The sequence below is a fragment of the Marinobacter manganoxydans MnI7-9 genome, from assembly GCF_000235625.1.
GTDB classification, from domain to species: Bacteria; Pseudomonadota; Gammaproteobacteria; order Pseudomonadales; family Oleiphilaceae; genus Marinobacter; species Marinobacter manganoxydans.
Map to the genome: position 1 here is coordinate 46,028 of NZ_AGTR01000055.1, position 25,084 is coordinate 71,111.

At 57.0% G+C, this 25,084-nt stretch carries 23 protein-coding genes and 2 tRNA genes; 17 read left to right on the forward strand and 8 right to left on the reverse strand.

The features are described from left to right. Positions 1-21 precede the first annotated feature (21 nt). The 10 genes from KYE_RS13530 to der all read left to right on the forward strand — a co-directional run bounded on the left by KYE_RS13530 (position 22) and on the right by der (position 10,514). The gene (locus KYE_RS13530) at positions 22-1,170 is read left to right on the forward strand and encodes an IscS subfamily cysteine desulfurase (RefSeq protein WP_008174323.1); all 1,149 of its coding nucleotides are present in this window, start codon (positions 22-24) and stop codon (positions 1,168-1,170) included. 68 nt (positions 1,171-1,238) lie between these two features. Beyond that, positions 1,239-1,667 (forward strand): nucleoside-diphosphate kinase, encoded by a 429-nt coding sequence (gene ndk / locus KYE_RS13535; RefSeq protein ID WP_008174325.1) that lies wholly within the window; start codon positions 1,239-1,241, stop codon positions 1,665-1,667. A 63-nt stretch (positions 1,668-1,730) separates the two neighbouring features. Further along, the gene (gene rlmN / locus KYE_RS13540; protein ID WP_008174327.1) at positions 1,731-2,843 is read left to right on the forward strand and encodes a 23S rRNA (adenine(2503)-C(2))-methyltransferase RlmN; all 1,113 of its coding nucleotides are present in this window, start codon (positions 1,731-1,733) and stop codon (positions 2,841-2,843) included. Between the two features lie 74 nt (positions 2,844-2,917). Continuing rightward, positions 2,918-3,691, forward strand: a complete 774-nt coding sequence (gene pilW / locus KYE_RS13545; protein ID WP_008174329.1) for a type IV pilus biogenesis/stability protein PilW — start codon at positions 2,918-2,920, stop codon at positions 3,689-3,691. After that, entirely contained in the window at positions 3,681-4,718 is a 1,038-nt protein-coding gene (locus KYE_RS13550) for a RodZ domain-containing protein (protein WP_008174331.1), read from the forward strand. The genes pilW and KYE_RS13550 overlap by 11 nt, the downstream gene beginning before the upstream one ends. Positions 4,719-4,753: 35 nt before the next feature. Continuing rightward, positions 4,754-5,872, forward strand: coding sequence for a flavodoxin-dependent (E)-4-hydroxy-3-methylbut-2-enyl-diphosphate synthase (gene ispG / locus KYE_RS13555; protein ID WP_008174332.1), 1,119 nt, complete (start codon positions 4,754-4,756; stop codon positions 5,870-5,872). A gap of 49 nt (positions 5,873-5,921) precedes the next feature. Continuing rightward, complete coding sequence (hisS, locus tag KYE_RS13560) at positions 5,922-7,202, forward strand: histidine--tRNA ligase (RefSeq protein ID WP_075267707.1); 1,281 nt, start codon at positions 5,922-5,924, stop codon at positions 7,200-7,202. 52 nt (positions 7,203-7,254) lie between these two features. Continuing rightward, positions 7,255-7,911, forward strand: a complete 657-nt coding sequence (locus tag KYE_RS13565) for a YfgM family protein (protein ID WP_008174336.1) — start codon at positions 7,255-7,257, stop codon at positions 7,909-7,911. Then, the gene (gene bamB, locus KYE_RS13570) at positions 7,911-9,083 is read left to right on the forward strand and encodes an outer membrane protein assembly factor BamB (protein ID WP_008174337.1); all 1,173 of its coding nucleotides are present in this window, start codon (positions 7,911-7,913) and stop codon (positions 9,081-9,083) included. The genes KYE_RS13565 and bamB overlap by 1 nt, the downstream gene beginning before the upstream one ends. A gap of 9 nt (positions 9,084-9,092) precedes the next feature. Beyond that, entirely contained in the window at positions 9,093-10,514 is a 1,422-nt protein-coding gene (gene der, locus KYE_RS13575; RefSeq protein ID WP_008174340.1) for a ribosome biogenesis GTPase Der, read from the forward strand. 21 nt (positions 10,515-10,535) lie between these two features. Here the strand turns inward: der and pta are convergent, their stop codons facing one another. Genes pta through KYE_RS13590 form a run of 3 tightly spaced genes read right to left on the reverse strand, consistent with a single transcriptional unit; the run spans position 10,536 to position 16,361 of the window. Then, a complete protein-coding gene (pta, locus tag KYE_RS13580) occupies positions 10,536-12,698 on the reverse strand; it encodes a phosphate acetyltransferase (protein ID WP_008174342.1) in 2,163 nt (720 codons plus the stop codon). 27 nt (positions 12,699-12,725) lie between these two features. Then, positions 12,726-13,922: an acetate/propionate family kinase gene (locus tag KYE_RS13585; RefSeq protein ID WP_008174344.1), complete on the reverse strand. Its 1,197-nt coding sequence runs from the start codon at positions 13,920-13,922 to the stop codon at positions 12,726-12,728. Positions 13,923-13,949: 27 nt separating this feature from the next. Next, complete coding sequence (locus KYE_RS13590; protein WP_008174346.1) at positions 13,950-16,361, reverse strand: EAL domain-containing protein; 2,412 nt, start codon at positions 16,359-16,361, stop codon at positions 13,950-13,952. 239 nt (positions 16,362-16,600) lie between these two features. Here KYE_RS13590 and ccoM point away from each other — a divergent pair, with 239 nt between their 5' ends. Continuing rightward, complete coding sequence (gene ccoM / locus KYE_RS22375; RefSeq protein ID WP_008174347.1) at positions 16,601-16,753, forward strand: cytochrome c oxidase subunit CcoM; 153 nt, start codon at positions 16,601-16,603, stop codon at positions 16,751-16,753. A gap of 50 nt (positions 16,754-16,803) precedes the next feature. Here ccoM and KYE_RS13595 read toward each other — a convergent pair. The 3 genes from KYE_RS13595 to KYE_RS13605 form a co-directional block, all read right to left on the reverse strand. Then, positions 16,804-16,879 (reverse strand) — tRNA-Glu (locus KYE_RS13595). A 115-nt stretch (positions 16,880-16,994) separates the two neighbouring features. Continuing rightward, complete coding sequence (locus tag KYE_RS13600) at positions 16,995-17,921, reverse strand: TIGR01777 family oxidoreductase (protein WP_008174349.1); 927 nt, start codon at positions 17,919-17,921, stop codon at positions 16,995-16,997. 53 nt (positions 17,922-17,974) lie between these two features. Further along, on the reverse strand, positions 17,975-18,349 hold the full coding sequence (locus KYE_RS13605) for a sirohydrochlorin chelatase (RefSeq protein ID WP_008174352.1): 375 nt from the start codon (positions 18,347-18,349) through the stop codon (positions 17,975-17,977). 103 nt (positions 18,350-18,452) lie between these two features. On the opposite strand from KYE_RS13605, the gene KYE_RS13610 reads away from it, so the two are divergent. From KYE_RS13610 to KYE_RS13635, 6 genes are all read left to right on the forward strand, one after another. Then, entirely contained in the window at positions 18,453-19,055 is a 603-nt protein-coding gene (locus KYE_RS13610; RefSeq protein WP_008174353.1) for a DUF924 family protein, read from the forward strand. 145 nt (positions 19,056-19,200) lie between these two features. After that, positions 19,201-19,917: a murein L,D-transpeptidase catalytic domain family protein gene (locus tag KYE_RS13615; protein ID WP_008174355.1), complete on the forward strand. Its 717-nt coding sequence runs from the start codon at positions 19,201-19,203 to the stop codon at positions 19,915-19,917. 58 nt (positions 19,918-19,975) lie between these two features. Beyond that, positions 19,976-20,051 (forward strand) — tRNA-Gly (locus tag KYE_RS13620). A gap of 135 nt (positions 20,052-20,186) precedes the next feature. Further along, on the forward strand, positions 20,187-20,981 hold the full coding sequence (locus KYE_RS13625; protein WP_008174356.1) for an MOSC domain-containing protein: 795 nt from the start codon (positions 20,187-20,189) through the stop codon (positions 20,979-20,981). 8 nt (positions 20,982-20,989) lie between these two features. After that, the gene (locus KYE_RS13630) at positions 20,990-22,942 is read left to right on the forward strand and encodes an ATP-binding cassette domain-containing protein (protein WP_039882040.1); all 1,953 of its coding nucleotides are present in this window, start codon (positions 20,990-20,992) and stop codon (positions 22,940-22,942) included. Further along, entirely contained in the window at positions 22,939-23,607 is a 669-nt protein-coding gene (locus KYE_RS13635; protein WP_039882048.1) for a DUF6901 family protein, read from the forward strand. The genes KYE_RS13630 and KYE_RS13635 overlap by 4 nt, the downstream gene beginning before the upstream one ends. Positions 23,608-23,668: 61 nt before the next feature. On the opposite strand, the gene KYE_RS13640 is transcribed toward KYE_RS13635, so the two are convergent. Both KYE_RS13640 and KYE_RS13645 read right to left on the reverse strand, forming a co-directional pair. Then, positions 23,669-24,100: a universal stress protein gene (locus tag KYE_RS13640; protein ID WP_008174363.1), complete on the reverse strand. Its 432-nt coding sequence runs from the start codon at positions 24,098-24,100 to the stop codon at positions 23,669-23,671. 152 nt (positions 24,101-24,252) lie between these two features. Beyond that, positions 24,253-25,071 carry a hypothetical protein gene (locus tag KYE_RS13645; protein ID WP_008174364.1) on the reverse strand — a complete coding sequence of 273 codons (819 nt, stop codon included), beginning with the start codon at positions 25,069-25,071 and terminating at the stop codon, positions 24,253-24,255. Positions 25,072-25,084: the final 13 nt, after the last annotated feature.

Consider the following 25,084-nt stretch of genomic DNA (forward strand, 5'->3'; position numbering starts at 1 on the left):
ACCAACAAGTTTCCGGAATCCATGAAAAAGCCCGTTTATATGGACTACGCGGCCACCACGCCCGTTGATCCAGCCGTTGCTGATGAAATGATGAAATACCTCACGCTGGATGGTGTATTCGGTAATCCGGCATCCCGCACCCACGCCTATGGTTGGCAGGCAGAAGCCGCAGTGGAAGCTGCACGCAAGAAGGTCGCCAGTCTCGTTCACGCTGATCCGCGGGAGATTGTCTGGACCTCGGGGGCAACGGAATCAGACAACCTCGCCATCAAAGGGGCGGTTGCCGGCCGGCAGGGCGCTCATATCGTTACCTCCAGGATCGAGCACAAAGCGGTTGTTGATACCTGCAAGTGGCTGGAGCATCAGGGTACTGAAGTCACCTGGCTGGAGCCGGCAGCCGACGGAACCATCGGTTTTGATCAGGTGTTGGACGCGCTCAAGGAAAATACCGTGCTCGTCAGCCTGATGTTGGTGAACAACGAGCTTGGAACAATCAATGATATTGCCGCCATTGGTGCCGAATTGCGCCAGAGAGGCATTCTTTTTCACGTAGACGCCGCCCAGGCCGCCGGCAAGATGGCAATTGATGTTGGCTCCATGCCGGTGGATCTGCTGGCGCTTTCCGGCCACAAGGTTTATGGCCCGAAGGGCGTCGGCGCCCTGTACGTCAGGCGGTCGCCAGATGTTCGTATTGAGGCGCAGATTCATGGTGGTGGCCATGAGCGAGGAATGCGCTCCGGAACGCTCCCCACCCATCAGATTGTCGGAATGGGAAAGGCGTTCGAGATCGCCCAGTCCGCGCTTGAACAGGAAGTGGAGAAGCTGGAAGCCCTGCGGGAGGCGTTTCTTTCGGGGCTCCGGCCTCTCGAGGGTGTCACTCTCAACGGCAGTGAATCCCGGCGCGTCCCGGGCATAATGAATCTTTCCTTTGAAGGCGTCGATGCGGAGTCCCTCATGCTCGGCCTTCGGGATCTGGCGGTATCCTCCGGTTCGGCCTGCGCTTCAGCCACGGTAGAGCCCTCATATGTGCTTCGTGGCATCGGGTTGAGTGAACAGCAGGCCCATCGTGCGCTGCGCTTTTCCATCGGCCGCTACACCACGAACGAGGAAGTGGCGTTTGCCAGCGCGCAAATAGTTGATGTTGTTAGTCGCCTCCGCGCAGTGCGGTAGGAAGTTTGCCCCGGACTGCGTATAATCGCAGGCCAGAATTTTAACCATCCACAAACTGGAGAAATACCATGGCAACTGAGCGCACGCTCTCGATTATCAAGCCCGACGCGGTAGCAAAGAACGTGATCGGCGAAATTTACAGCCGCTTCGAGAAAGCTGGGCTGAACATCGTTGCTGCCAAGATGATGCACCTCACCCAGGAGCAGGCAGAAGGCTTTTACGCAGAGCACAAAGAGCGTCCGTTCTTTAACGACCTGGTTGCATTCATGACCTCCGGTCCGGTGGTTGTGCAGGTTCTGGAAGGTGAAGGCGCGATCCTTAAAAACCGTGACCTGATGGGCGCGACCAACCCGAAAGAAGCCGAGGCGGGCACTATCCGCGCTGATTTCGCATCGTCCATCGACGCAAACGCCGTTCACGGCTCTGATTCCGCGGCTTCTGCCGAGCGCGAAATCGCTTACTTCTTCAATGACAACGAGATCTGCCCGAGGGGTTGATTGCGTTGATCGGGGGCGATCATCCGGTCGCCTCCGAATTGATTATCTGATCGAGGTTATGAAATGACAGCGGCCGCTGAAAAAACCAATCTCCTGGGAATGCCAAAAGCAAAGCTCGAGGCCTTCTTCGAGTCCCTGGGAGAGAAGCGTTTTCGTGCCACTCAGGTTTTGCAGTGGATCCATCAGCGTGGCGCCGATGACTTCGATCAAATGACCAATATGAGCAAGGCGCTTCGGGAAAAGCTGAAGCAGGTTGCCGAGATTCGTGGTCCTGAGGTGGTGTACGACGAAACCTCCAAAGACGGCACCCGCAAATGGGTGATGCGCATGGACAACGGCAACAGCGTGGAGACGGTACTGATTCCCGATGGCGAACGCGGCACACTCTGCGTTTCCTCACAGATTGGTTGCAGCCTGGACTGCACCTTCTGCTCCACCGGCAAGCGGGGCTTTAACCGTAATCTGACTGCGGCGGAAGTCATTGGTCAGGTGTGGGTTGCGCGCAAGGCCTTCATGCCTTTTGAGCCGGGCCCCGATCGGCCGATTACCAACGTGGTCATGATGGGCATGGGCGAGCCCCTGCTCAATTTTGATAATGTCGTGGACGCCATGAACCTCATGATGGAGGATCTGGCGTACGGGATCTCCAAGCGCCGGGTGACCCTCAGTACCTCTGGCGTGGTGCCCGCGCTGGATCGCCTGTCGGAAGTTACCGATGTTTCACTGGCCATTTCCCTGCATGCCCCGAATGATGAACTGCGTAACAAACTGGTTCCGTTGAATAAAAAGTACCCGATCTCAGAGCTGCTTGCGGCCACCAAGCGGTATTTCGCCCGTTTGCCAGACAAGCGTAAGGCTACAATCGAGTACACCGTTATCGAGGGGATGAACGATCAGCCCGAGCACGCCCGGGAACTGGCGGTGCTGTTGCGGGATCTTCCGTGCAAGATCAACCTGATTCCCTTCAATCCGTTTCCGGAGAGCGATTTCCGGAGACCGAGTATGAATGCCACGCGGCGGTTCCAGAACGTTCTTAACGAAGCTGGCTACATCACCACCATCAGAACCACGCGGGGCGATGACATTGACGCCGCCTGTGGGCAACTGGTCGGGCGGGTCGAGGACAGAACCCGGCGGAGTCAGCGGTATATTCAGGTTCAGCAGGTGAATCCCTGAACCAGATACGTCTTGCAGCCCAATCGAGGAAGGGGACACCCGTGATAACACCACCAGCAAACCGACGTTCATTCGTGTTGGCCACCCTGTTGCTGACCCTGCTGGTTACAGGTTGCGTTACCACTACCGACAGTCGGTTTTCACGGGAAGCAGATCAGCAGGAAGCGCTCGATAACTATGTGAAACTTGCCACGGCCTATATTGGGCAGGGCAATCTTGAACGTGCACGCCATCACCTCGACAGGGCATTGAAACTGGATTCAGATGACCCGGGCGCCAGGGCTGCGATGGGGCTTGTCTATAACGCCGAGGGTGAGCCAGAACTGGCTGAGCGTAATTTCAAACAGGCTATTTCCGAGGATCCAGGGTACACACGGGCGCGGGTTTATTACGGAGCTTTCCTGTTCGGCCAGAACCGGATGGAAGACGCGCGGGATCAATTCCGTGCTGCGTCCCGGGATACCGGTTATCAGGATCGCGGCTCGGTTTTCTTTAACCTGGGCATGACCCAGGAGCGCCTCGGAGAACTGGAAGCTGCGGCCACATCCTATCGCCGCGCAGTGGAGCTGACACGAGGCGATGCACGTTCCCTGCTGGCGCTCTCCCGGGTGTCCGTAGAGACTGGCGACTACGACGACGCGGCACGCTATTACTCGCGACTGATTTCATTGATGCAGCGAAATCAGCGTCTGGTCCACTCACCGGAGAGCCTTCTTACCGGAATCCGCATTGCCCGCTTCTACAGTGATGAAAACCAGGAGGCGAGCCTTGCGCTTCAACTCAGAAACAAATTTCCGGAGTCAGTCGAATACCAACAATATAAGGTGCTGATTTCTAATGGCAACTGAAGAAAACTCACAGCCAGCTATGAAGGAGCCCGTAGGGCGGCAGCTTCAAAAGGCACGGGAGAAAACCGGTCTGAGTACCGGTGATGTCGCAGCAGCGCAGCATTTGCGTCCTTCGGTAATCCAGGCGATCGAGTCGGGAGATTACAGCCAGATTGACAGTGAACTCTTTCTGAAAGGGTATGTCAGGGCTTATGCAAAACAGGTTGGGCTGGACGCAGATGCAGTGATTGCCGACCTCGACCAGGAACTGGAACCCATTCGGCAACAGCGGGAACAGGAGCAGGAAGCCAATCCGCTGGTAGACATCGAACGTCGCAGACGTCGTAAACGTCAGCTTGCCAAGGCTCTGTTTTTCCTGGTGGTGCTGGGCATTGCCGGATACCTTGCTTTCACCTTTCTGGCTCCTTCACAGGGCCCGGCGCCTTCCGAGCCGACGACAGAACCGGAATCAGTGCCGGAGGAGCCTGCTCCTGCTGAAGCCGAGGAATCGGCTGCGTTGGCCGAGCCAGAGCGCTCCGAACCTGTGCTTGTTGCCAGTGCTGAAGAGTCGGAATCGGCAGTTATGGAGGCGGAGGCGCCTACCGTGCAGCAGTCTGAAACAGAAACTGAGGCTCAAGCGCCTGAAACTGACGTTGGTGAAAATCAGTTGCCTGAAAACACACTGGCTACGGACGATGGCGCGGCTGATGCAACCGAGCCTGTTACCGATCAGATTCCTGCGGTCGTCCAGACCCCCGAGCCGGTTCTGGAAGACCCGAATGGGCTGTCGGATGCTTCGGACAACGGTCGACTCCAGATTCGCTTCAGTGACGATTGTTGGGTGCAGATCAGTGACGCAGCCGGTAACCGCCTGGTGAATTCGCTCCAGCGTAACGGGGATCTGATTGATATCGAGGGGCCGACGCCCTTGAGGGTTGTGATTGGCGCAGTCGATGCGGTTGAATCCATCCGTTTCCAGGGCGAGCCAGTGGATATCGGTGGCTACCGGGTTGTTAACAACCGGTCAGAATTCACCCTGACAATCTGAAATTTGATCAAATTTTCCATATCGGTCAGTAAGACATGAAACAGGATTCCCCGATTATCAGACGCAAATCCCGCCAGATCATGGTGGGCAATGTTCCTGTGGGTGGTGACGCGCCGATTGCGGTGCAGAGCATGACCAACACCGAAACCTGTGACGTAGAGGCCACCGTTGGCCAGATCAAGGCATTGCAGGAGGCAGGTGCGGACATAGTGCGTGTTTCCGTTCCGTCCATGGACGCCGCTGAGGCGTTCGGGAAGATTCGGGAGCAGGTTTCCCTGCCGTTGGTTGCCGACATCCACTTCGATTACAAAATCGCTCTTCGGGTAGCAGAACTGGGTGTTGACTGTCTCCGGATCAATCCTGGCAATATCGGCCGCGATGACCGCGTCAGTGCCGTGATCAGTGCGGCCCGGGACGGCAACATTCCCATTCGCATTGGTGTGAACGCCGGTTCGCTGGAGAAGTCTCTCCAGCGCAAATATGGCGAGCCGACGGCAGACGCGCTGGTGGAGTCCGCCATGCGCCACATCGATATCCTGGATCGTCATGACTTCCAGGATTTCAAGGTTAGCCTGAAAGCGTCGGAAGTGTTTATGACGGTCGATGCCTACCGTAAGATTGCCCAGCAGATTGAGCAGCCCCTGCACCTTGGCATCACCGAGGCCGGTGGTTTGAGATCCGGAACCGTGAAGTCCTCCATTGGCCTTGGCATGCTGTTGATGGACGGCATCGGTGACACCATCCGGGTATCGCTTGCAGCGGACCCCGTGCAGGAAATCAAGGTGGGCTTCGATATACTGAAGAGCCTGCGCCTGCGCAGTCGCGGTATAAACTTCATCGCCTGTCCCAGCTGTTCCCGGCAGAATTTCGATGTCATCCAGACCATGAATGATCTGGAAGCTCGTCTGGAGGATGTAAACGATTCTCTGGATGTGGCGATCATCGGGTGCATCGTAAACGGTCCGGGTGAGGCGAAAGTGGCGGATCTCGGACTTACCGGCGGGAGCCCCAAGAACCTCTTCTACATGGCGGGAAAGCCGAACCAGAAGCTGGACAACGCGACATTGACGGATGATCTGGAGCGCCTGATTCGCGAGGAAGTGGCACGGCGCAAGGAACAGGAAGATTCGATTATTGCCCGGTCAGACAACTGATTGTTTCCAGTTCCCGGCATAACCATCCAGAAAAAGTTAAGGGTTAACATTGGCAAAGATTCAGGCAATTCGCGGGATGAACGATATCCTGCCGGAGCAGACGCCGGTTTGGCAGTTTGTGGAATCCACGGTTCGCAGAGTACTGGCCCAGTATGGCTACCAGGAAATCCGCATGCCGATTGTGGAACAGACCGATCTGTTCAAGCGTTCGATTGGTGAAGTGACCGACATCGTCGAAAAGGAAATGTACACCTTTGAAGACCGCAACGGTGACAGTCTGACCCTCCGCCCGGAGGGCACCGCCGGTTGTGTTCGGGCCGCCGAAGAGCACGGTCTTCTGTTCAATCAGACCCGCCGTCTCTGGTACACCGGCCCGATGTTCCGGCACGAACGTCCGCAAAAAGGCCGCTATCGCCAGTTTCATCAGATTGGCGTGGAATGTTTTGGCATGAACGGTCCGGACATTGATGCCGAACTGCTCATCTTGACGGCAAGGCTCTGGAAAGAGCTTGGGCTTGCCGAGCATACCCGGCTTGAGATCAATTCCATCGGAACGTCGGAGTCCCGTCGGGTTTACCGGTCCGCCCTCGTGGATTACCTCGGTCAGTTCAAGGCAGACCTGGATGCCGATAGCCAGCGTCGCCTCGAATCGAACCCCCTGCGCATTCTGGATAGCAAGGATCCTTCCACTCGGAAAATCCTCGAAAACGCGCCCAGCCTTGACGACTATCTCGACGAAGAATCCCGCGAGCACTTCGAGCGCCTGAAGGCGCTTCTTGAGGCTGCAGGGGTGAATTATTCAGTGAATCCAGCGCTGGTGCGGGGCCTCGATTACTACGGCAAGACGGTGTTCGAGTGGATTACCGACAGCCTCGGCGCCCAGGGTACGGTGTGTGCAGGTGGTCGATACGATGGCCTGGTGGAACAGCTGGGTGGCAAGCCGACCTTTGCAGTGGGCTTTGCAATGGGCCTTGAGCGCCTTATCCTGCTGCTGGAAACGCTGGAACTGGTTCCTGAGCACGTAAACAGCAATGCCGATGTCTACGTAACGGCGATGGGCGAGGGCGCATTGGCGCCTGCGCTCGTTCTGGCTGAACAGCTCCGGGCAGCCCTGCCAGAGCGTGTGATTGTTTCCCATTGTGGCGGTGGCAGTTTCAAAAGCCAGATGAAAAAGGCAGACCGCAGTGGTGCCAGGTACGCGGTGATTCTGGGCGAGAACGAAGTGGCCAACGGCACCGCCGGGCTTAAACCCTTGCGAGCCGACGAGCCGCAGGCGGAGATCGCCCAGGACAAGCTTGCGGACACTCTGGCAGCGGCGCTGGCCAACTGAATCTGACCAAATTTACTGATACAAAAGCAAAAATTCGACAACAGGAGTCCCCATGGCAGAGTTGCGCACCGAAGAAGAACAGGTCCAGGCGATCAAGGACTGGTGGAAGAAAAACGGCAGTTCTCTGCTGATCGGCATTGGTGCAGCCCTGGCCATTGTGTTCGGCTGGCAGGCTTGGCAGAACCATCAGGCGCAGCAACGCACCGAGGCAGCCAACCAGTTTGCCAATCTGCTGAATGCCTTCAGTGATCAGGCTGATGAAACCAGTGGCGAGACCGTCGCTTTCGTCGCGCAGACCCTGCGGGAGGACTATACGGATAGCGCCTATGCGGTTTACGGTAACCTGATCCTCGTCCGTCAGCAGTTGATGCAGGAGGGCAACGCCGAAGCCGCCATTGATTCCCTGAAGTGGGCATTGGAAAAAACCGGAGAGCATGAGGCACTGGCGCTTGTGGTCCGTAATCGTCTGGCTCGCGCCCAGTTTTCCTCAGGCCAGTACGAAGATGCTCTGGCCACCATCGACGGCGCCGGTAATGCCGATGCGTTTGATGCCATGTACTCCGAGCTCCGTGGCGACATCCTGTTGGCGCAGGGCGACCGGGAGGGCGCACGTGAGGCCTATCTTGCTGCCCGTGAGCAGAGCCAGCAGGGTCGTAGCGGTATTCTGGAACTGAAACTGGCAGACCTCGGTGTCGGGGAGGATGCCTGATGCCGGTTATCCGCGACAGGATCTCAAAACGCGGACTGCTGATGGCGCTGGCAATGCTGGCGGCACTTTCCGGGTGTAGCACCACGGATACTTTCGAACAACCTGTTCCGGTTCCCGAGATTGAGGCGACCGCCGAATTCAAGAGAGTCTGGAGCATGTCCGTGGGCGACGGTCATGATGGTGATTTTCTCTACCTGGCACCCCTGAATACCGGTGATCTGATCTACGCCGCATCGGCAGATGGTGAGCTTTACGCAGTGGCCTCGGATTCCGGCAAGGTTGTCTGGGAATCAGAATTTGAGGAGCGCATCTTCTCTGGTCTCGGCGGTGATGGGCAGTATCTTTACCTGACCACCGAGAACGCGGATCTGGTAGCCCTTTCCCGTGAGGACGGCTCCGAGGTCTGGCGTCAGCCTCTGCCGACGGAAGTACTGTCAGCGCCCCAGTCCAATGGCTCGCTCGTTGTTGCCCAGACCACTGATGGCAAGGTTCTCGGCTTCAGCGCCGCTGATGGCGAGAAGCTATGGCAGTATGACGGAACCGTTCCGGTCCTTTCGATGCGGGCCGCCGCTGCACCTCTGGTCGGTGGTGATGTGGTGATTGCATCCTTTGCCAGCGGCAAACTGATCGCTCTGGCAGCAGCCTCGGGGCAGCCCATGTGGCAGTACGAAGTGGGCCAGCCTCAGGGGCGTACCGAGCTGGAAAGGCTGGTTGACGTGACTGGGCAACCCCTGGTTATTGAGACCGCCGTTATGGTGGTTGGCTACCAGGGTAAGCTTGCCCTCGTTGATATTCGCACGGGCCAGGAGATCTGGAGCCGGAAGGCGTCCAGCCTCTACTCGCCAATGATTGGTGGCGGTCAGATCTATCTGGCCTCGGCCAATGGCGACATTGTTGCCCTGAGAGGCTCGGATCGTCGGGAAGTCTGGACCCAGGATCGTCTTGCCTGGCGCCAGCTGACCCAGCCAATGGTTTATGAAAACTATCTGGTGGTGGGCGATTTCGAAGGCTACCTGCATGTCATTGACCGTGAGGATGGCAAGCTGGTTGGCCAGCTGGAGTTCGACGATGAGGGTATCCGCGTACCGGCACAGCGCCTTGCCAATGGTAACCTGCTGGTTTTTGGCAACAGCGGAAAGATGGCCGTATTCCAGGTTAAGCCGCAGGATTGATCCCCCATTATGACCCCAGTTATTGCCCTTGTCGGACGCCCTAACGTCGGCAAATCGACATTATTTAATCAGATGACCCGTTCCAGGGATGCCCTGGTTGCGGACTTTCCGGGGCTTACCCGTGACCGCAAATACGGTGAGGGCAGCTATGAGGGGCAGCGCTTCATCGTCATAGACACCGGTGGTCTTACCGGTGACGAGCAGGGCCTTGATCTTGAAATGGCCCGCCAGTCCATGCAGGCGGTAGAAGAGGCTGACATCGTATTGTTCCTGGTGGACGGTCGTGCCGGCCTGACTGCGGGCGATGAACTCATTGCAGACAGTCTTCGTCGGTCCGGAAAGCAGGCCCGTCTGGTTGTGAACAAGACCGATGGTCAGGATCCGGACATCGCGGCATCGGATTTCTACAGCCTGGGCTTTGAATCCACCTTCCTGATTGCAGCCTCCCACAACCGGGGTATCCGCTCGATGCTCGAAATCCTGCTGCCCTCAGAGGAGGAGCGGGAGGAAGAGGACCGGGCTGATCGTTACCCCGGCATCCGCATCGGAGTGGTCGGCCGGCCGAACGTGGGCAAGTCCACCCTGGTCAACCGCATGCTCGGTGAAGAGCGTGTGGTGGTTTACGATATGCCGGGTACTACCCGGGATAGCGTTCATATCCCGTACGAGCGTCAGGGCAGTCAGTACACGCTGATTGATACCGCCGGTGTCCGTCGCCGCAAGAATGTCAGTGAAGTGGTGGAGAAGTTCTCCATTATCAAGACGCTGCAGGCCATTGACGACGCTCACGTGGTTATTCTGGTCATTGATGCCCGGGAAGGCCTCGTGGATCAGGACCTTCACCTGATCGGGTTTGTCCTTGATGCCGGCCGTTCACTGGTGATCGCCGTCAACAAGTGGGACGGCATGGACCCGGAAGACCGCGCCCGGGTGAAAGAACAGGTTCAGCGTCGCCTGGACTTTCTGGATTACGCTGATAAGCACTATATCTCGGCGCTTCACGGCTCCGGCGTCGGCGTGATGTATGAGTCGGTGCAAGCCTGCTACGAGTCCGCGATGGCGAAATGGCCAACCAACCGCCTGACTGCGATTCTGCAGGATGCTATTGCCCAGCATCAGCCGCCCATGGTGCACGGTCGCCGGATCAAGCTGCGTTACGCGCACCAGGGCGGTTCCAACCCCCCTGTGATTGTGGTTCACGGTAACCAGGTGGATTCCCTGCCGGGCGCATACAAGCGGTATCTTGAGAATACCTTCCGTAAGGTTCTGAAGGTAACGGGTTCACCAATCCGCTTCGAGTTCAAATCGGGTGAAAATCCGTTTGCCGGCAAAGTGGATCGGCTAACTCCGCGTCAGAGGGTCAAGAAGGACAACGACGAGAAGAAGGGCCGTCGTCCGAAAAAACAGCGTCAGAAGAGCCTCAAGCGCTGAGTGAGTGGCCGGGCTCAGGACTTATTCCTGATCCGGCCCCGCACTTTCCACCTGCTTGGCCTGCACAGCGGTCAATGCAACCGTAAACACGATATCCTCCACCAGAGCCCCACGTGAAAGGTCGTTCACCGGCTTGCGCAAGCCCTGAAGCATTGGCCCGACACTGACCACATTGGCACTTCGCTGAACCGCCTTGTAAGTGGTATTTCCGGTGTTCAGATCCGGGAATACGAAGACCGTTGCCTTGCCTGCAACTTTGCTGTCCGGCGCCTTGCTTCTTGCGACGCTTTCGATGGCCGCTGCATCGTATTGGAGTGGTCCGTCTATCAGCAGATCCGGCCTGCGCTCGCGAGCGATCCTAGTCGCCTCCCTGACTTTCTCGACATCCTGACCGCTGCCCGACTCTCCGGTGCTGTAACTGATCATGGCGACCAGCGGCTCAATACCAAAGGCTTCCGCAGACTCCGCACTCTGGATGGCGATGTCGGCCAGTTCCTCGGCATTGGGGTCTGGATTGATGGCGCAGTCCCCGTAGACCACCACCTGTTGCGGCAACAACATGAAGAACACGGAAGAGACTACCTTTGCATGCTCATGGGTCTTGATCAGTTGCAGGGCAGGGCGCACCGTATTCGCCGTCGTGTGAATGGCACCGGATACCAGTCCATCAGCTTCATCCAGAGCCACCATCATGGTACCGAGAACCGCGTTGTCTTCGAGCATGGCTTCCGCCATGTCTGATGTCAGTCCTTTATGCTTGCGAAGTTCTACCATCGGAGCGACGTAGCGTTGTCGCACCTCCCCTGGATCAATGATCTCGATATCCCCGGGCAGTTCCAGATCCTGGGAATCCGCTACCCGTTTTATCTCTGCCGCATTCCCGATCAAGGCACACCTTGCCAACCTGCGTTGATGGCAGATGATGGCGGCCTGTACGGTTCTTGGCTCGCTGCCCTCCGGCAATATGATGCGCTTATTCGCGGCCCGGGCCCGCTCGGACAGCTGGTATCGGAAGGCAGGAGGGGAAAGCCTGTCCTGCCGGGCAACCTTGAGATGCTGTTGCAACCAGTTGGTGTCGATACGGGTTGCAACCGCTTCCATCGCCTTTTCAATCCGGTTGGGGTCATCAATCGGGATGGCCGCCGACAGGTTGGCCAGCATATGAGCAGTTTCATAGGTATTGGCGTCTGACCCCAGAACTGGAAGGCCTGTTTCCAGGGCCCTGTGGCACAGGGTGATCACTCGCTGGTCGGGTATCAGGCCACCGGTCAGCATCAGGCCGGCGAGGGGAACCCCGTTGAGAGCGGCAACAGCTGTGGCCACCACGATGTCTTCGCGATCTCCGGGCGTGACCAGAAGAGTGCCAGGCCTGAGGGTTTCCGTCATGTTCCGAATGCTACGGGCGCAAACCGATACCTTCTGGACCCGCCTGGCGTGCATCTGCCCCTCATTGAGGACCGGTAACCCGAGTTCCCTGGCAATGTCGGATACCCTGGGGGCCAGCAAATCCGCCTGCCATGGAATCTCGGCTAAGAGGTGAAAGCGGCCCTCGCTGAATACCGTGCACTCGGTCTGGTAGTCGACAGTGACGGGGGCAGGGTGGTTGTTGTTGGAACGAGGCTCAAGGCCCGACTGCTCGGGCTCCCCAACCTTGTTCAGGATGACGCCAATAACGTCCGGATCACTGGGACTGGCAAACAGGCGCGACGAGAAGTCCAGTTCTTCATCCAGTTGCCTGGCGTCCAGGTCTTTGGGCGTGCTCACCAGGATTACCTCGGAACCGAGGTTGCGGGCAACTTCCACGTTCAGCCTGGCGATATAGGCTTCGCTGCGGTCTGGGACGAGGCCTTCGATGATCACCACATCCACATCCCGGGCAACCTTCTGGTATTCACCCACGACTGTTTCGAGGAGGTAGTCGGCTTTGCCTCTGTTGAGCAGTTGTTGCGCTTCCTTGAGGGCAATCGGGTCTGGCGGGTTCAGGTGGCTGCTGGCCCTCACAAACGCCACCGACGAGTCCTGGCCAGCGTTGTGCATGGATTCTGCGCGGTGAACCGCCTGGCAGAAGGGTTTGTAGAAGCCAACGCTGACGCCTACCCGTTCAAGGGCGCGCAGCAGACCCAGGCAAACTGACGTGAGCCCTGAATCTATGGATGTCGGTGCAAAAAAGAGACTCTTTGCCATGGTGGTATTCCTGATGATGCGCGTGGGTCAGGCCGGGGCGACCGAGCCGGCAAGCCGGGATGCTTCCCGTGCAATAACCAGTTCCTCGTTGGTGGGGATCACCAACACGGGAAACCTGGAGTCGGGGCTTTCGATCCGCCCGTCGCTGAACTCGCCATGATGGTTGTTGAGGTCCGGACTGAGCTCAAACCCCATGAGCTTGAGATGGTTGATGGTTTCGGCTCTGATCCGGGCACTGTTTTCCCCAATGCCGCCAGTGAAAACCAGCGCGTCGAGGTGGCTAAGGGACGCCATCATGGCCCCAATGTAACGGGCGAGCCGGAAGCAGAAAACATCAATGGCGGTTTGTGATGGCTCATGGCCATGATCCGCGAGTTCACAGAGCGAGCGCATGTCATTGGTCTGGCCGGACAGGCCGAGAAGGCCACTTTCCTGGTTCAGGATCCGGTGAACCTCATCGGCGGCGAAGCCTTTGCCGCTTAGAAAGTCGAACAGGCCAGGGTCGACATCCCCACTGCGGGTTCCCATTACCAGTCCCTCCAGTGGCGTAAGGCCCATGCTGGTATCGACACTGATGCCGTCCCGGATGGCCGTAATGCTGCATCCATTGCCCAGGTGCGCCGAGATGACCGAGGTGGTTGCCGGTGTTTTTCCCAACAAACGGGCAGTTTCGGCGGCCATGAAGGCATGACTGGTGCCGTGGAACCCATAACGGCGGACGCCCCAATCGCGATACCAGGCCTCTGGAAGCGCATAGAGGAAGGCCCGTCTGGGCAGGGTCTGATGAAACGCGGTGTCGAAAACGGCAGTCTGGGGCACCCCGGGAAACTGTGCCAGGGTTGCTCGAATACCGGACAGATTGACCGGGTTGTGAAGAGGGGCAAGGCCTGCGCAGCTTTCAATGGCCTTGAGCACATCGCCATCAATGAGTACGGCCTCATGGAAGGTCTCACCACCATGAACGACCCTGTGACCTATGGCCGAGGGAGCCGTTGTCATCAGTCCCAGGTCCCGGAAAGCCGTGACCAGTGTATCTAGCGCCTGATCATGGCCGGCGCCAGCGTCCAGAGGGATCGTTCCTTCCTGGCCGTCAATGTGGGCAAATGCATCGTTCTGGCCCAGGCGCTCGGCCAGAGCGGACAGCAGTTTCCTGTGTTGGTTGTTGAACAGTGCGAGTTTCAGGGATGAGCTGCCGCAGTTCACGACAAGTACGGTGTCTTCCATGGGAATGGGCGTCCAACGGTTTTCGATCTATACCCGATGATTGCTGGCCAGCCAGGCATCAAAGTCCGCCGCCGGCAGCGGACGACTGTAGAAATACCCCTGAGAGAAGTCGCAACCTTCCTTTTTCAGGAAGTGGGTCTGAGCCTCTTCTTCCACGCCTTCAGCGATCACCCGCAGGCCCAGGCTGTGGGCCATGTTGATAATGGCCCGCACCAGTGAAGCATCTTCAGGTTCCTTCATGACATCCTGAACAAACGATTTATCGATCTTCAGGGTATCAAACGGGTAGCTCTTCAGATAGCTGAGGGCCGAGTAGCCGGTACCAAAATCGTCTACTGACAGCCGGATCCCGGCTTTGTCGAGCTGGCGCAGGATTTCGGCGGTTTCAATGGAGTTGTCCAGAATCAGTCGTTCGGTAATTTCAAGTTCCAGCTGTTCCGGTGCCAGACCGCTGGTAGAGAGGGCGTGCATCACGGCCTCGGTAAACCCGGGATCCCGGAACTGGCGTGGGGACACGTTCACGGAAATACCAATGTCTTTTCCGATGGCCTGCCTCCATCCCACGGCTGCCCGACAAGCCTCTTCAAGAACCCACTCGCCGATGGGTGTTATCAGGCCGGTTTCCTCGGCGAGGGGAATAAATCGATCAGGCATCACCATGCCCATGGCCGGGTTGTTCCAGCGCAGCAGCGCCTCCACCGAGCAAAGGGTGCCGGAATCGGTATTCACGATTGGCTGGAAATACAGTTCGAATTCCTTCAGCTCCAGAGCCCTGCGCATGCTGGATTCCATCTTCAGGCGCTCGTGGGAGACCTCGGTCATTTCCGGGGCAAAATGCGCGAAGGAACTCTTGCCTTTGTGTTTGGCCTGGTACATGGCGGCATCGGCGTGCTGCAGCAGCGTGCCGCTGTTGTCAGAGTCCGTCGGGAAAATAGCGATGCCGATGCTCGTGGTTACAAAAACCTCCTGACCATTGAGTATGTAGGGCGGTGAGAAGGTTTTCAGGATACGCTCTGCCACCTGCGACGAAGCCTCCGGGCCGGTCAGCCCCGGCAGGATGACCAGGAACTCATCGCCCCCCAGCCGTGCAACGGTACTGGTGCCACGGAGGCAGCTGGAAATTCGACGGGCTGCTTCAATCAACAGGTTGTCGCCGGCATCGTGGCCGAGGGTGTCGTTTATGTGCTTGAAGTTGTCGAGATCGAGGAACATCACGCCCACGAGGGTACTTTCCCGACGTGCCTGGGCCAGTGCCAGTTTCAGACGGTCCAAGGCCAGCATCCGGTTGGGCAGCCCGGTCAGGATGTCGTAGTTGGCCTGGCGCAGGAGCTGCTGTTCATAGCGTTTGCGGATGCTGATGTCTTCACCCAGGATGAGGTAACCGGTGGTGCCGCCGGATTCGTCCTTGATAGGGGTGGCAATCAGTTGCTCCCAGAAGCGTTCACCATTACGGCGCACGCTGTTCACTTCACCCTGCCAGACCCCGACGCGCTGCACCTGAAGGCGGATGGATTGCCACAGGTGTCGGCTTTCACGGTTTTCAATATCATTGTCCCCAAGTGCGCCAGGGTGTTTGCCAATGATCGAAGCAGCCTCGTAGCCGGTTAACTGGGTAAATTTCTGGTTGGCAAATTCGATGCGCCACTGCCGGTCGCAGATCAGGACCGAGGAGGGGCTTTGTTCAATGGCTTTGGAAAACTTCCGGATTTCCGCCGCATCTTTTTGCTGGCGCTCCATATCCGCGTTCAGTCGCTCGCGCATCTGGTTAATGGCGTCCGTGACGCGACCCAATTCGTCGTTCCGGTTGGATGGTGTGTTGGGCCTATCCAGTGTTAGTGGCTTCGAGGTGGTTATCAGAGAAAAGTCCCGGGCGTAATTCGCCATGGTAGTCAGATGGCGTGCCACGAAGTGCTGGAAGATCAAGATGATCAGTATAGAAACAAAGAAGGTCTTCAGGAACTGGGTGACCAGGATGACCCCGACTTTGCGCTGCAGTTCATCGTAGACCCGGCCAAGGTCCGCTGTGATCGTAAGCTCGCCCAGTTTGAACATTTCATCACCGTGGTGAACCAGGCTGAAACTGTGGAGCGCGGTTTTTGCTCCCCGGGGAATGTCACCCATTATCAGCTCGGAATCGGGTTCGATCCGCAGTCGCAGGTGGATTACGTCGGGTAGGCTGAGAATACCATCCATCTGGGTCTGCAGCAGTTTTTGATCCAGAGCCCACAGGCTCCGTGCCAGGCTGGATGCATAACTGGTTTCAACAACCTGCATACGGCTGTGAATCTGGGAAAGATCCTTGCGGTAGTCCGAATAGATCTGCAGGGCGGAAGCGGCGAGGGTGAAGGCGGAGCTAAATAAAAGAATCCAGGCCAGCAGCCTGAAAGACAGGGGCGAGCCTGTGCGAAAACGTTGAAGACGCGTCGACAGTTTTGGCATGTATTGAACTTCAGCCACCCAGACCGGTTAGGAGATCGGACACTTCCTTTGATTCCGACTATAGCAGCAGTTTCTTTCAAATGCCTTGCAAATGCAGGAAAAATCGAAGGAAATGTGTTGTGGTTCAGTATTTATGCGTACTTCGAGCCTGACAAATACGTTGACGTGGATCAATACCTTGCGGGCGTGCCGGGCGTAGCCTGAGTTTAATCAAGTTAATTGCCGGAAGGAGAAGCAAAATGTATATGGACGCCGTTGTTATCGCGGGTATTGCGACTGTATTGCTGGTGGTTGGGTTTTTTGTTGGTGTTGGCATCTTCGTGATGAAGGATCAGAAGGAGCACGGGCACCAGGACAGAAAAGAAGGGAAGCAAGGCCACAAGCCGGTCTGACAATGTCATTGGGAAAATTCGGTTTCCCTGACATTTCAACGCGGAAAAATTGGCGTCCCCTAGGGGGTTCGAACCCCTGTTGCCGCCGTGAAAGGGCGGAGTCCTAGGCCACTAGACGAAGGGGACGCAACGCTTTCAACACCTTGCCTCGTCGAGGTGGCGCGTATATTAAGAAAGCTTCGAAACCCTGTCAACGTCTTTTTTGAAAAAAATCAGGGGAGCTTGATAAGGCCCCCTTGGGTCATCCTTTTTGTCCGGCTGCCCCTGGAGCAACGGATTGGGTCAATGCCTGATCCAGGTCCGGATACCGGAACTGGAATTGCTGGCTGACCAGCTTCTCCGGAATAGCCCGCTGGCCCGTCAGAAGAAGCCTCGCCATTTCACCCAGAGCCACCTTGAGCACCGGAGCAGGTGCCGGAAAGAGGGTGGGGCGGTGTAAAACCCTCCCCAGGCTGCGGGTGAATTCTGCGTTCGTTACCGGGTTCGGGCTTACGACATTGTATGGGCCTGATGCGTCCGGGTTTTCCATCATCCAGATAAGTGCGCTGACTACATCGTCCCTGTGGACCCAAGGCATGTACTGGGTACCGCTACCCAGGCGTCCGCCCAGTGCCAGTTTGAAGGGCAGGAGCATCCGCTCCAGGAAGCCACCATCCGGGCCTGCCACGACGCCTGTCCGGGAGAAGCACAGGCGAACGCCGTCATCGCCAAGTGGTTTGGCGGCGTTTTCCCAGTCGCGGCACAGCCGATGCGTAAATTCGTCATTCGGGCTGGTGCTTTCGGTGACGGTGGCTGATCCCTGGTCCCCGTAAAAGCCAACAGCCGATCCCGAAACGACGACATTCGGCGCTTGATCCCAACTTCGGATGACCTCGACCAGGGTTTCGGTGACGCCAATGCGGCTGTCACGGAGTTCCTGCTTTCGGGACTCCGACCAGCGTTTATCCGCGATACCTTCTCCGGCAAGGTTGATAACGGCATCGTATCCGGGGTGGGAACGAAGCTGCTGCAGATCACGGATTGCCTCGACCCGTCCGCAGCTTGATTTGACCGTTTCGGCCGGTTGCCGGCTGAAAACCGTCAGTTCGTAATCCCGTGCCAATAATTCACGGCAGAGCACGTGGCCAATAAACCCGGTTCCTCCGGTAATCAGAATCCTTTTCGACATAATCGATACTCCTGTCGCGCACCGGCCTCTGGCGCTGTCTCAGAACGCCCGGTTCAGGCGGGTGTCTCGTCCAGTTGAAGCATAACAACATCGCGAATTGCCTGTCCCAGGAGAGGGTTTTCCCCAATCGGAGGTGCGAGCTGAATGGATACGCCGTGGGCTTTTTCGAGTTCTTCGATCATTGCCGGAACATCCTTGCGCAAGTGGCGGCCGGCCGCCAGGAACAAAGGAACGATCGTAAACTCGGTGATGCCCTCAGCCACACCGTCCATGATGATCGTATCAATGGATGGTTCCGCCAGTTCCATATAGGCGACCCTGGCGTTGTCGACAGACGCGAGAGTCGGCGCTGCAAGCTTTTCGAAGGTTTCACACCAGCGCTTGTCACTGCTTCCATGTGCCAACAGAATAATGCGGGGGCTGCTCATTGCCGCTCCTGAAGTAGTCAATTTGTTAGGGCCTGTCGTAAGTCGGGAAAGCCGGCCTCATGAGAGAGGGCCGGTACCATATAAAGTAACAGGGTGACGGTGAATGTTCGATTGGAAAGAGATTCTGGATTTCTGGTTTGGCGAACTTGACGAACATGGGCTGCCAGACAGCGACCACCGGAACAAGTGGTTTCGATCGGACCGCAGGTTTGACCAGGAGATACGCCGTCGCTTCCTTTCAATGGTGTTGTTTGCTTCCGAGCAGGGATTGGACCATTGGCGGAGTGAGGCCGGCGGTATACTTGCCGAGATCATTCTGCTTGACCAGTTTTCGCGGAATATCTTCCGCGGCGGTGCCATGGCGTTTGATCAGGATCGCCAGGCGCGCAAGCTATGCCGGCAAGCGATGCAGAAAGGGCAGGATACGATGCTACCGCCCGTGCACCGAGCGTTTCTCTACATGCCGCTCCAGCATTCGGAACTCAAGGACGACCAGGACATGTCCGTGGAATGCTACGAGCAACTGGCGCGATCAACGGAAGGAATCCTTTCCGATTTCATGGGTAGCTTTCTGCAGTCCGCAAAGGATCACCGGGCGATCAATCAAAAGTACGGACGATTCCCTCACCGCAACAAGGCACTCGGCAGAACCTCAACGGCGGAAGAGCGGGAGTACCTGGCCGGTGGTCGCCGTTTCGGCCAGTAGCGCAATCGCGCTTTCCTTAAAGTTTTGTATAGAAAACGTACATTCGGACGGGGTTGGCACTTTTCCCTGATAAACTGCGCAACACTGAGATTGCACGGGATAGCGATCCTTCTTTGGCTTGCAATCATTTTACCGGGGATCTGGAATGAAAAAGACGCGGCGGCTTTTACCCGCAGGCCTGCTACTGGCTTTTTGGGCGTGGCTACCACTCTCATCGGTTGGCGCCTCTCTGGACGACGACCTTTTCGGTCGCCTGAGTGCCGCCGCTCCAAAGCTCGATACAAAGGTCCTCAGGACCGCAATCAGCGCCTCTCGCTGCGCTGTCTCCAGTGGTGTTCAGATGCCCGAGCGGCTTGCGGTGATTGATTTCTCGTTGCCGTCCAGTCAGGAAAGGCTATGGATTTTCGATCTGGAGAAGGGCGAGCTGTTGCTTCGGGACCTGGTTGCTCACGGCAAAAATTCCGGGAATTTCAAATCGACCGCTTTCTCCAACGTGGAAGGTAGTTACCAGTCCAGTATCGGGCTTTTCCAGGCCCGGGAATCCTATTACGGCAAGCACGGCTATTCGCTCAGGCTGGATGGTCTCGAGCCCGGGATCAACGATCTTGCCCGGCAGCGCGCCATCGTTATACATGGGGCGGATTACGTGAATGATGATTGGGTCAGTAAATACGGCCGCATCGGGCGTAGTCACGGGTGCCCGGCCGTTGATAACCAGATCATCAAGCGTGTTGTCGACAACCTTAAGGGGGGGCAATTGGTGTTCAAGTACTATCCGGATCAGGAGTGGCTGCACAGTTCCGGATTCCTGAAATGTGATAACCGGACACTGGCAGGAAAAAACCTTAAAAAAAGTGGTTGACGGTTCCGTCGGGATCCGTAGAATACGCCTCCGTTGTCGGCAACAGCCGAACAGCATTGCGGGAATAGCTCAGTTGGTAGAGCACAACCTTGCCAAGGTTGGGGTCGCGAGTTCGAATCTCGTTTCCCGCTCCAGATTTCGAAAACCCGGTCCTGAAAAGGGCCGGGTTTTTTCGTTTTCGGGCACCTGCAACCTCGGCGCCGGGGGTTGCGGTCAGGTATACTCATCAGCCTGTTTCGAGTCCCGATTCCCTGTGGGAGGTTGCCTCCATGAAGGTCCATTCGCTGTTCGTATACCCTGTCAAATCCCTTTCCGGTATTGAGGTGACCAGTTTTCATACCGACGATTTCGGCCCAGTCGGAGACAGGCGATGGATGATCGTTGATGATGAGCGGCGTTTTGTCACCCAGAGAGAGCATCCCGAACTCGCCCGCGTGGAAACGCAATTGGATGGCGATAGGGTTGTTATCAACATTCCGGGTGAAGGTGAGTTTGGTCTGACAGCCTCCAACGACGAGCTTCGCGTACTGGTGTGGCGGGACTGGGTGAAGGCTCTGGCAGGCTTGCGAGAAGCCAGTGATGCTCTGAGTCGGTTTTGCCGCAAGCCTGTTAGCCTGGTATTCATGCCGGACAGCTCCTTCCGCCGCGTTGATGCGGGCAGGGTCGATGAGTACCGGCGTGTGGGCTTTGCTGATGGTTTTCCTTTCCTGGTTACCAACACTGCCTCGTTGGCAGAGCTCAACACCCGGCTGGAGGTGCCCGTGGAGATGCGGAGGTTCCGTCCCAACATCGTCGTTGAGGGCGCGGACGCCTGGGATGAGGACCATTGGCAGAGCTTGAGCATTGGCAATAACCGTCTGAGCATCGTAAAGCCCTGTTCACGCTGCGTAATGACGACCGTCGACCCCTCGACCGGCCTGAAGGATGCTGCCGTGCAGCCGCTCAGAACCCTGTCCCGCTATCGCAGGACCGGTGAGGGCGTGATCTTCGGCCAGAACGCGATTCATGAATCACCAGGACTTATCCGGGTTGGTGAACCCGTTACTGTTAATCAATCGGAGTAAAACCAAACGTGCCACTGTTAACGCTGGACTCAGTCTCCCTGGCTTATGGAATGCATCCGCTGCTTGATCAGGCCTCATTGGTTATCGATGCCGGAGAGCGTGTGTGTTTGCTGGGACGAAACGGCGAGGGAAAATCGACCCTGCTGAAGATTGTCAGTGGCGAAGTGACACCCGATGGTGGCGTGGTTCGTCTCGATGATGGCGCTGTTCTGGCGGTGCTGCCGCAGAACCTGCCCTCCGAGGACACCCGCACGGCCTATGAAGTGGTTGCCGGGGCCTTTCCTGAAACCGGCAAGTTGCTGGCAGAGTTCCACCAGTTGTCCCAGCAGGGCGACGAGGCGAGCCTGGACCGGTTGATGAAAGTCCAGGAGCGTCTTGAAGCCCTGGACGGCTGGCGACTGGATCAGAAGGTAACCACCATTCTTGGTCAGTATGGCGTTGATCCCGATCAAACCCTCGATACCCTCTCGGGAGGCTGGCAGCGCCGTGTTCTCCTGGCAAAAGCTTTGGTTGCCGACCCGGATATTCTGTTGCTGGATGAGCCTACAAACCACCTGGACGTCCCCGCGATCGCCTGGCTGGAAGAGGCCCTGGGCCAATTTCGCGGCGCCATGTTGTTTGTCAGCCATGATCGGGCGTTTATCCGGCGGATGGCGACCAGGATTGTAGAGCTGGACCGCGGGAAGCTGGTGAGCTTCGCTGCCACCTACGACCGCTACCTGGACCTCAAGGAAAAAGCGCTGGAGGAAGAAGAACGGCAGAACGCGCTGTTTGACAAGCGCCTCAAGCAGGAAGAGGCCTGGATTCGGCAGGGCATCAAGGCTCGCAGGACTCGTAATATGGGGCGTGTTCGTGCCCTGAAGGCCATGCGTGAGGAGCACAGGCAGCGTCGTGTGCGGGGCGGAACTGCAACTTTCGCGGTGGAGGACGCCGCGCGCTCAGGAAAGCTTGTGGTTGAAACCCGGGATGCTGGCTTTGCTTATCCCGACGGCACTCCGGTCATCAGAGACATGAATCTCACCATTCTGAGAGGGGACAAGATCGGGCTTGTTGGGGAGAACGGCACAGGCAAGACCACGCTTGTTCGACTCCTGTTGGGGAATTTGGAACCAACCGAGGGATCCATTCGTCTTGGTACCAATCTGCAGGTTGCCTATTTCGATCAGTTGCGCGGAGAGCTCGATCTGACGCGGAACGCATTGGACAACCTCTCCGAGGGTCGGGAGTTCATCGACATCAATGGCCAGAGCAAACACGTTCTCGGCTATTTGCAGGAGTTCCTGTTTACCCCGGAGCGAGCCAGATCTCCGGTCAGTGTTTTTTCTGGTGGCGAACGGGCCCGGTTGCTTCTGGCCAAGCTCTTCAGCAAGCCCGCGAATATCCTGGTGCTCGACGAACCGACGAATGATCTGGACGTTGAAACACTGGAATTGCTGGAAGAACAGCTGGCGGAATTTGCCGGCACAGTGATCGTGATCAGTCACGACCGTGAGTTTCTCGATAATGTGATCACCGAAACGGTTTTCCTGGACGGTTCGGGCAAAGTGCGTGAGTACGTTGGCGGTTACACGGATTGGCGTCGGCAGGGCGGTTGCTTCCCCTCAGAAGCCACGGGTAACCGGCCGGACAAGCAGGATAAAAACGGCAAGACATCCGGTAGCACCGAAAAGGTCGTAGCAAAGAAACCGGCAGAGAACGCAAAACCGCGGGCAGAACCTGAAAAGGGCAAGCCCGTGAAACTGAGTTACAAGCTCAAGCTCGAGCTGGAGCAGTTACCAGGGCAGATCGAGGAGCTTGAGCAGGAAGTCGCCGGCCTGCAGGAAAAAATTTCCCAGGCTGATTTTTATTCAGGCCCACCGGATGAAGTCTCGGCCACTCTGGAAGCATTGACGGAAAAGGAAAGCCGTCTGGAGCAGGTCATTGAGCGGTGGATGGAGCTGGAAGAATGGGCAAATCAATGAATGTACATTACGATTTCAGATTTCAGGACGGCCGTAGGGTTGAGTTTAAAGTAACGGACAAGCCGTCCCGGCCTTCCGGAAAACTTCCGTCCTGGACACAGCTGGAACATTGCCAGTGTAGCAACTGTCCTTTGAAGGCTTCCGAATCCTCCCACTGTCCCGCGGCAACCGAGATATTGCCGGTTGTGGAGGCCTTTCGGGATGAGGATGCCTACCAGAAGGTGGAAGTGAAGGTAACCGATGATCGTCGAAGCTATGAGAAGCAGACGGCGCTTGAGGAGGCACTTCGATCGTTGCTCGGGTTGAAAATGGCGACCAGCGGGTGCCCGGTTCTGTCAGAGCTCAAGCCCATGGCGGTTCATCACCTGCCGTTTGCAAACACCGATGAATTCATTATGCGCAGCGTTTCCCATTACCTGTTGCAGCAATACTTCGCGAAACGGAATCATCAGACCCCAGACTGGGAATTGAAGGGGCTGGTGGAGAGGAGTCAGAGGCTGCAGCTGGTGAATCAGGCCCTGTGGCAGAGAATACACTCAGTCTGCAAGGGTGACAGCAATCTGAAGGCACTACTGAATTTCTTCTCGATGGCCTCGAGTGTCAGTTTCTCGCTGGAAAGTCAGCTTCGCAAACTTGAGGCGAAAATGGAGGGGGAAAGGGGCTGATCGCGGCTTTCGTTCTCAGCAGGCCCGGGTCCACGCCCCGGGCCTTTTTGTTGGTCAAGCCTTAGTGAATGCGAACGGCCAGAACATCGCATTCGGTTCCATGCAGAACCCCGTTTGCGGTGGAGCCCAGCAAAAGCTGAAAACCCTTCCGGCCATGACTTCCCACGATCACGAGGTCTACTTCCTGTTCCTTCGCAAGCCTGTGGATTTCGGACTCGGGGCGCCCGACCGTCACCACCTGGTTGTTTTTGGCCACACCGTATTTGTCGCCGTAGGTTCCCAATTGCTCGCGAGCTGCTTTGTCGAGTTGGTCCTGTAGCTCAGTCAGATCCATCGGAATATCGCCACCATAGGCATAGCCGACAGGCTCAACCACATGAACCAGCATTAGCTCCGCACCATGGGCTTCGCTTATGGCCTTTGCCTTGTCCAGTACCTGTGGGGCTTCTTCTGTCAGGTCAATCGCAACAAGCATCTTTTTATAGGCAGACATCGTATCGCTCCTTCGCACACGGGATATTATTCTGAGGATAGTACCTTAAATCGGGTCGGGAAAGTGTAGCGGGAAACTGACGGGTATCAAAAACAGAGGCGGAAAAGTGCTTTTCTGGCAGGCAATTAGGCCTGCCAGAAAGAGCAGGGCGGTCAGGCGTTGCCCTTGAGCAGCTCAATGGTTGTCGCAAGTCCTTTGAGGATACCCTTGGAATAGCGATCGATTACAAAGCCCACGTTGTTTTCGTTGTAGTTAATGTAGGAGCCACGGATAAACTGCCATTTGGCGGAAATGTCGTTAAGCGCGTCCTTGAGCTCAGGTGTTCCCTGGCCCTGTATAACGGATGCCAGCAACTGGTCCAGCTCCCGGGCCTGTTCATCCAGCGGGGTTTCGGTTGAGGAGCCCTGGAAGGTCTGGGCGACAGAGGAGTTTGTTCTGACCGAGTATTTCGCCATCATCTGAGCCATTTTTACGGCCGCCGAACGGGCCGCTTCGACCCTTGGGTTGGTCTCGGTCTGTGAGCTTTCCTGGGCCACCTTGTATAGCTCGGTGGCTTTCTCGTTCATCGTGAGTGCCTGGTTGGCCATGTCTGAGACCAGCCGCAAATCGGGGTAGCCCTGGTTGCGCACATCGTTGATGTTGTCCCGCATCAGGTTCTTGAACTTGTCGAATTCCTGGTTCAGCCCCTCAACTTCCTCGGCTGACAGTACGCCTGAATCGCTGCCCGCGATGGAGTTCATGGAATCATTGGCCGAGTTGATGCCCTGCACAATCTCGTTCAGGGTGCCGGTATCACCGGTTCCGCTGAAACGGTAGTAGGCGTCCAGAGCCATGTAGTTGCTGACCCGGAAATTGTGAAGATCGGAGAGAAATCCGTCGGCACTGTCCTGAGCGCGGGCACCCATGGACGTGAGTGCAAGGAGAATCAGTGCGGCTACAAGGGAACGTATCCGCAGGTTTGCGTCTTTCATCGGATGGGTCTCC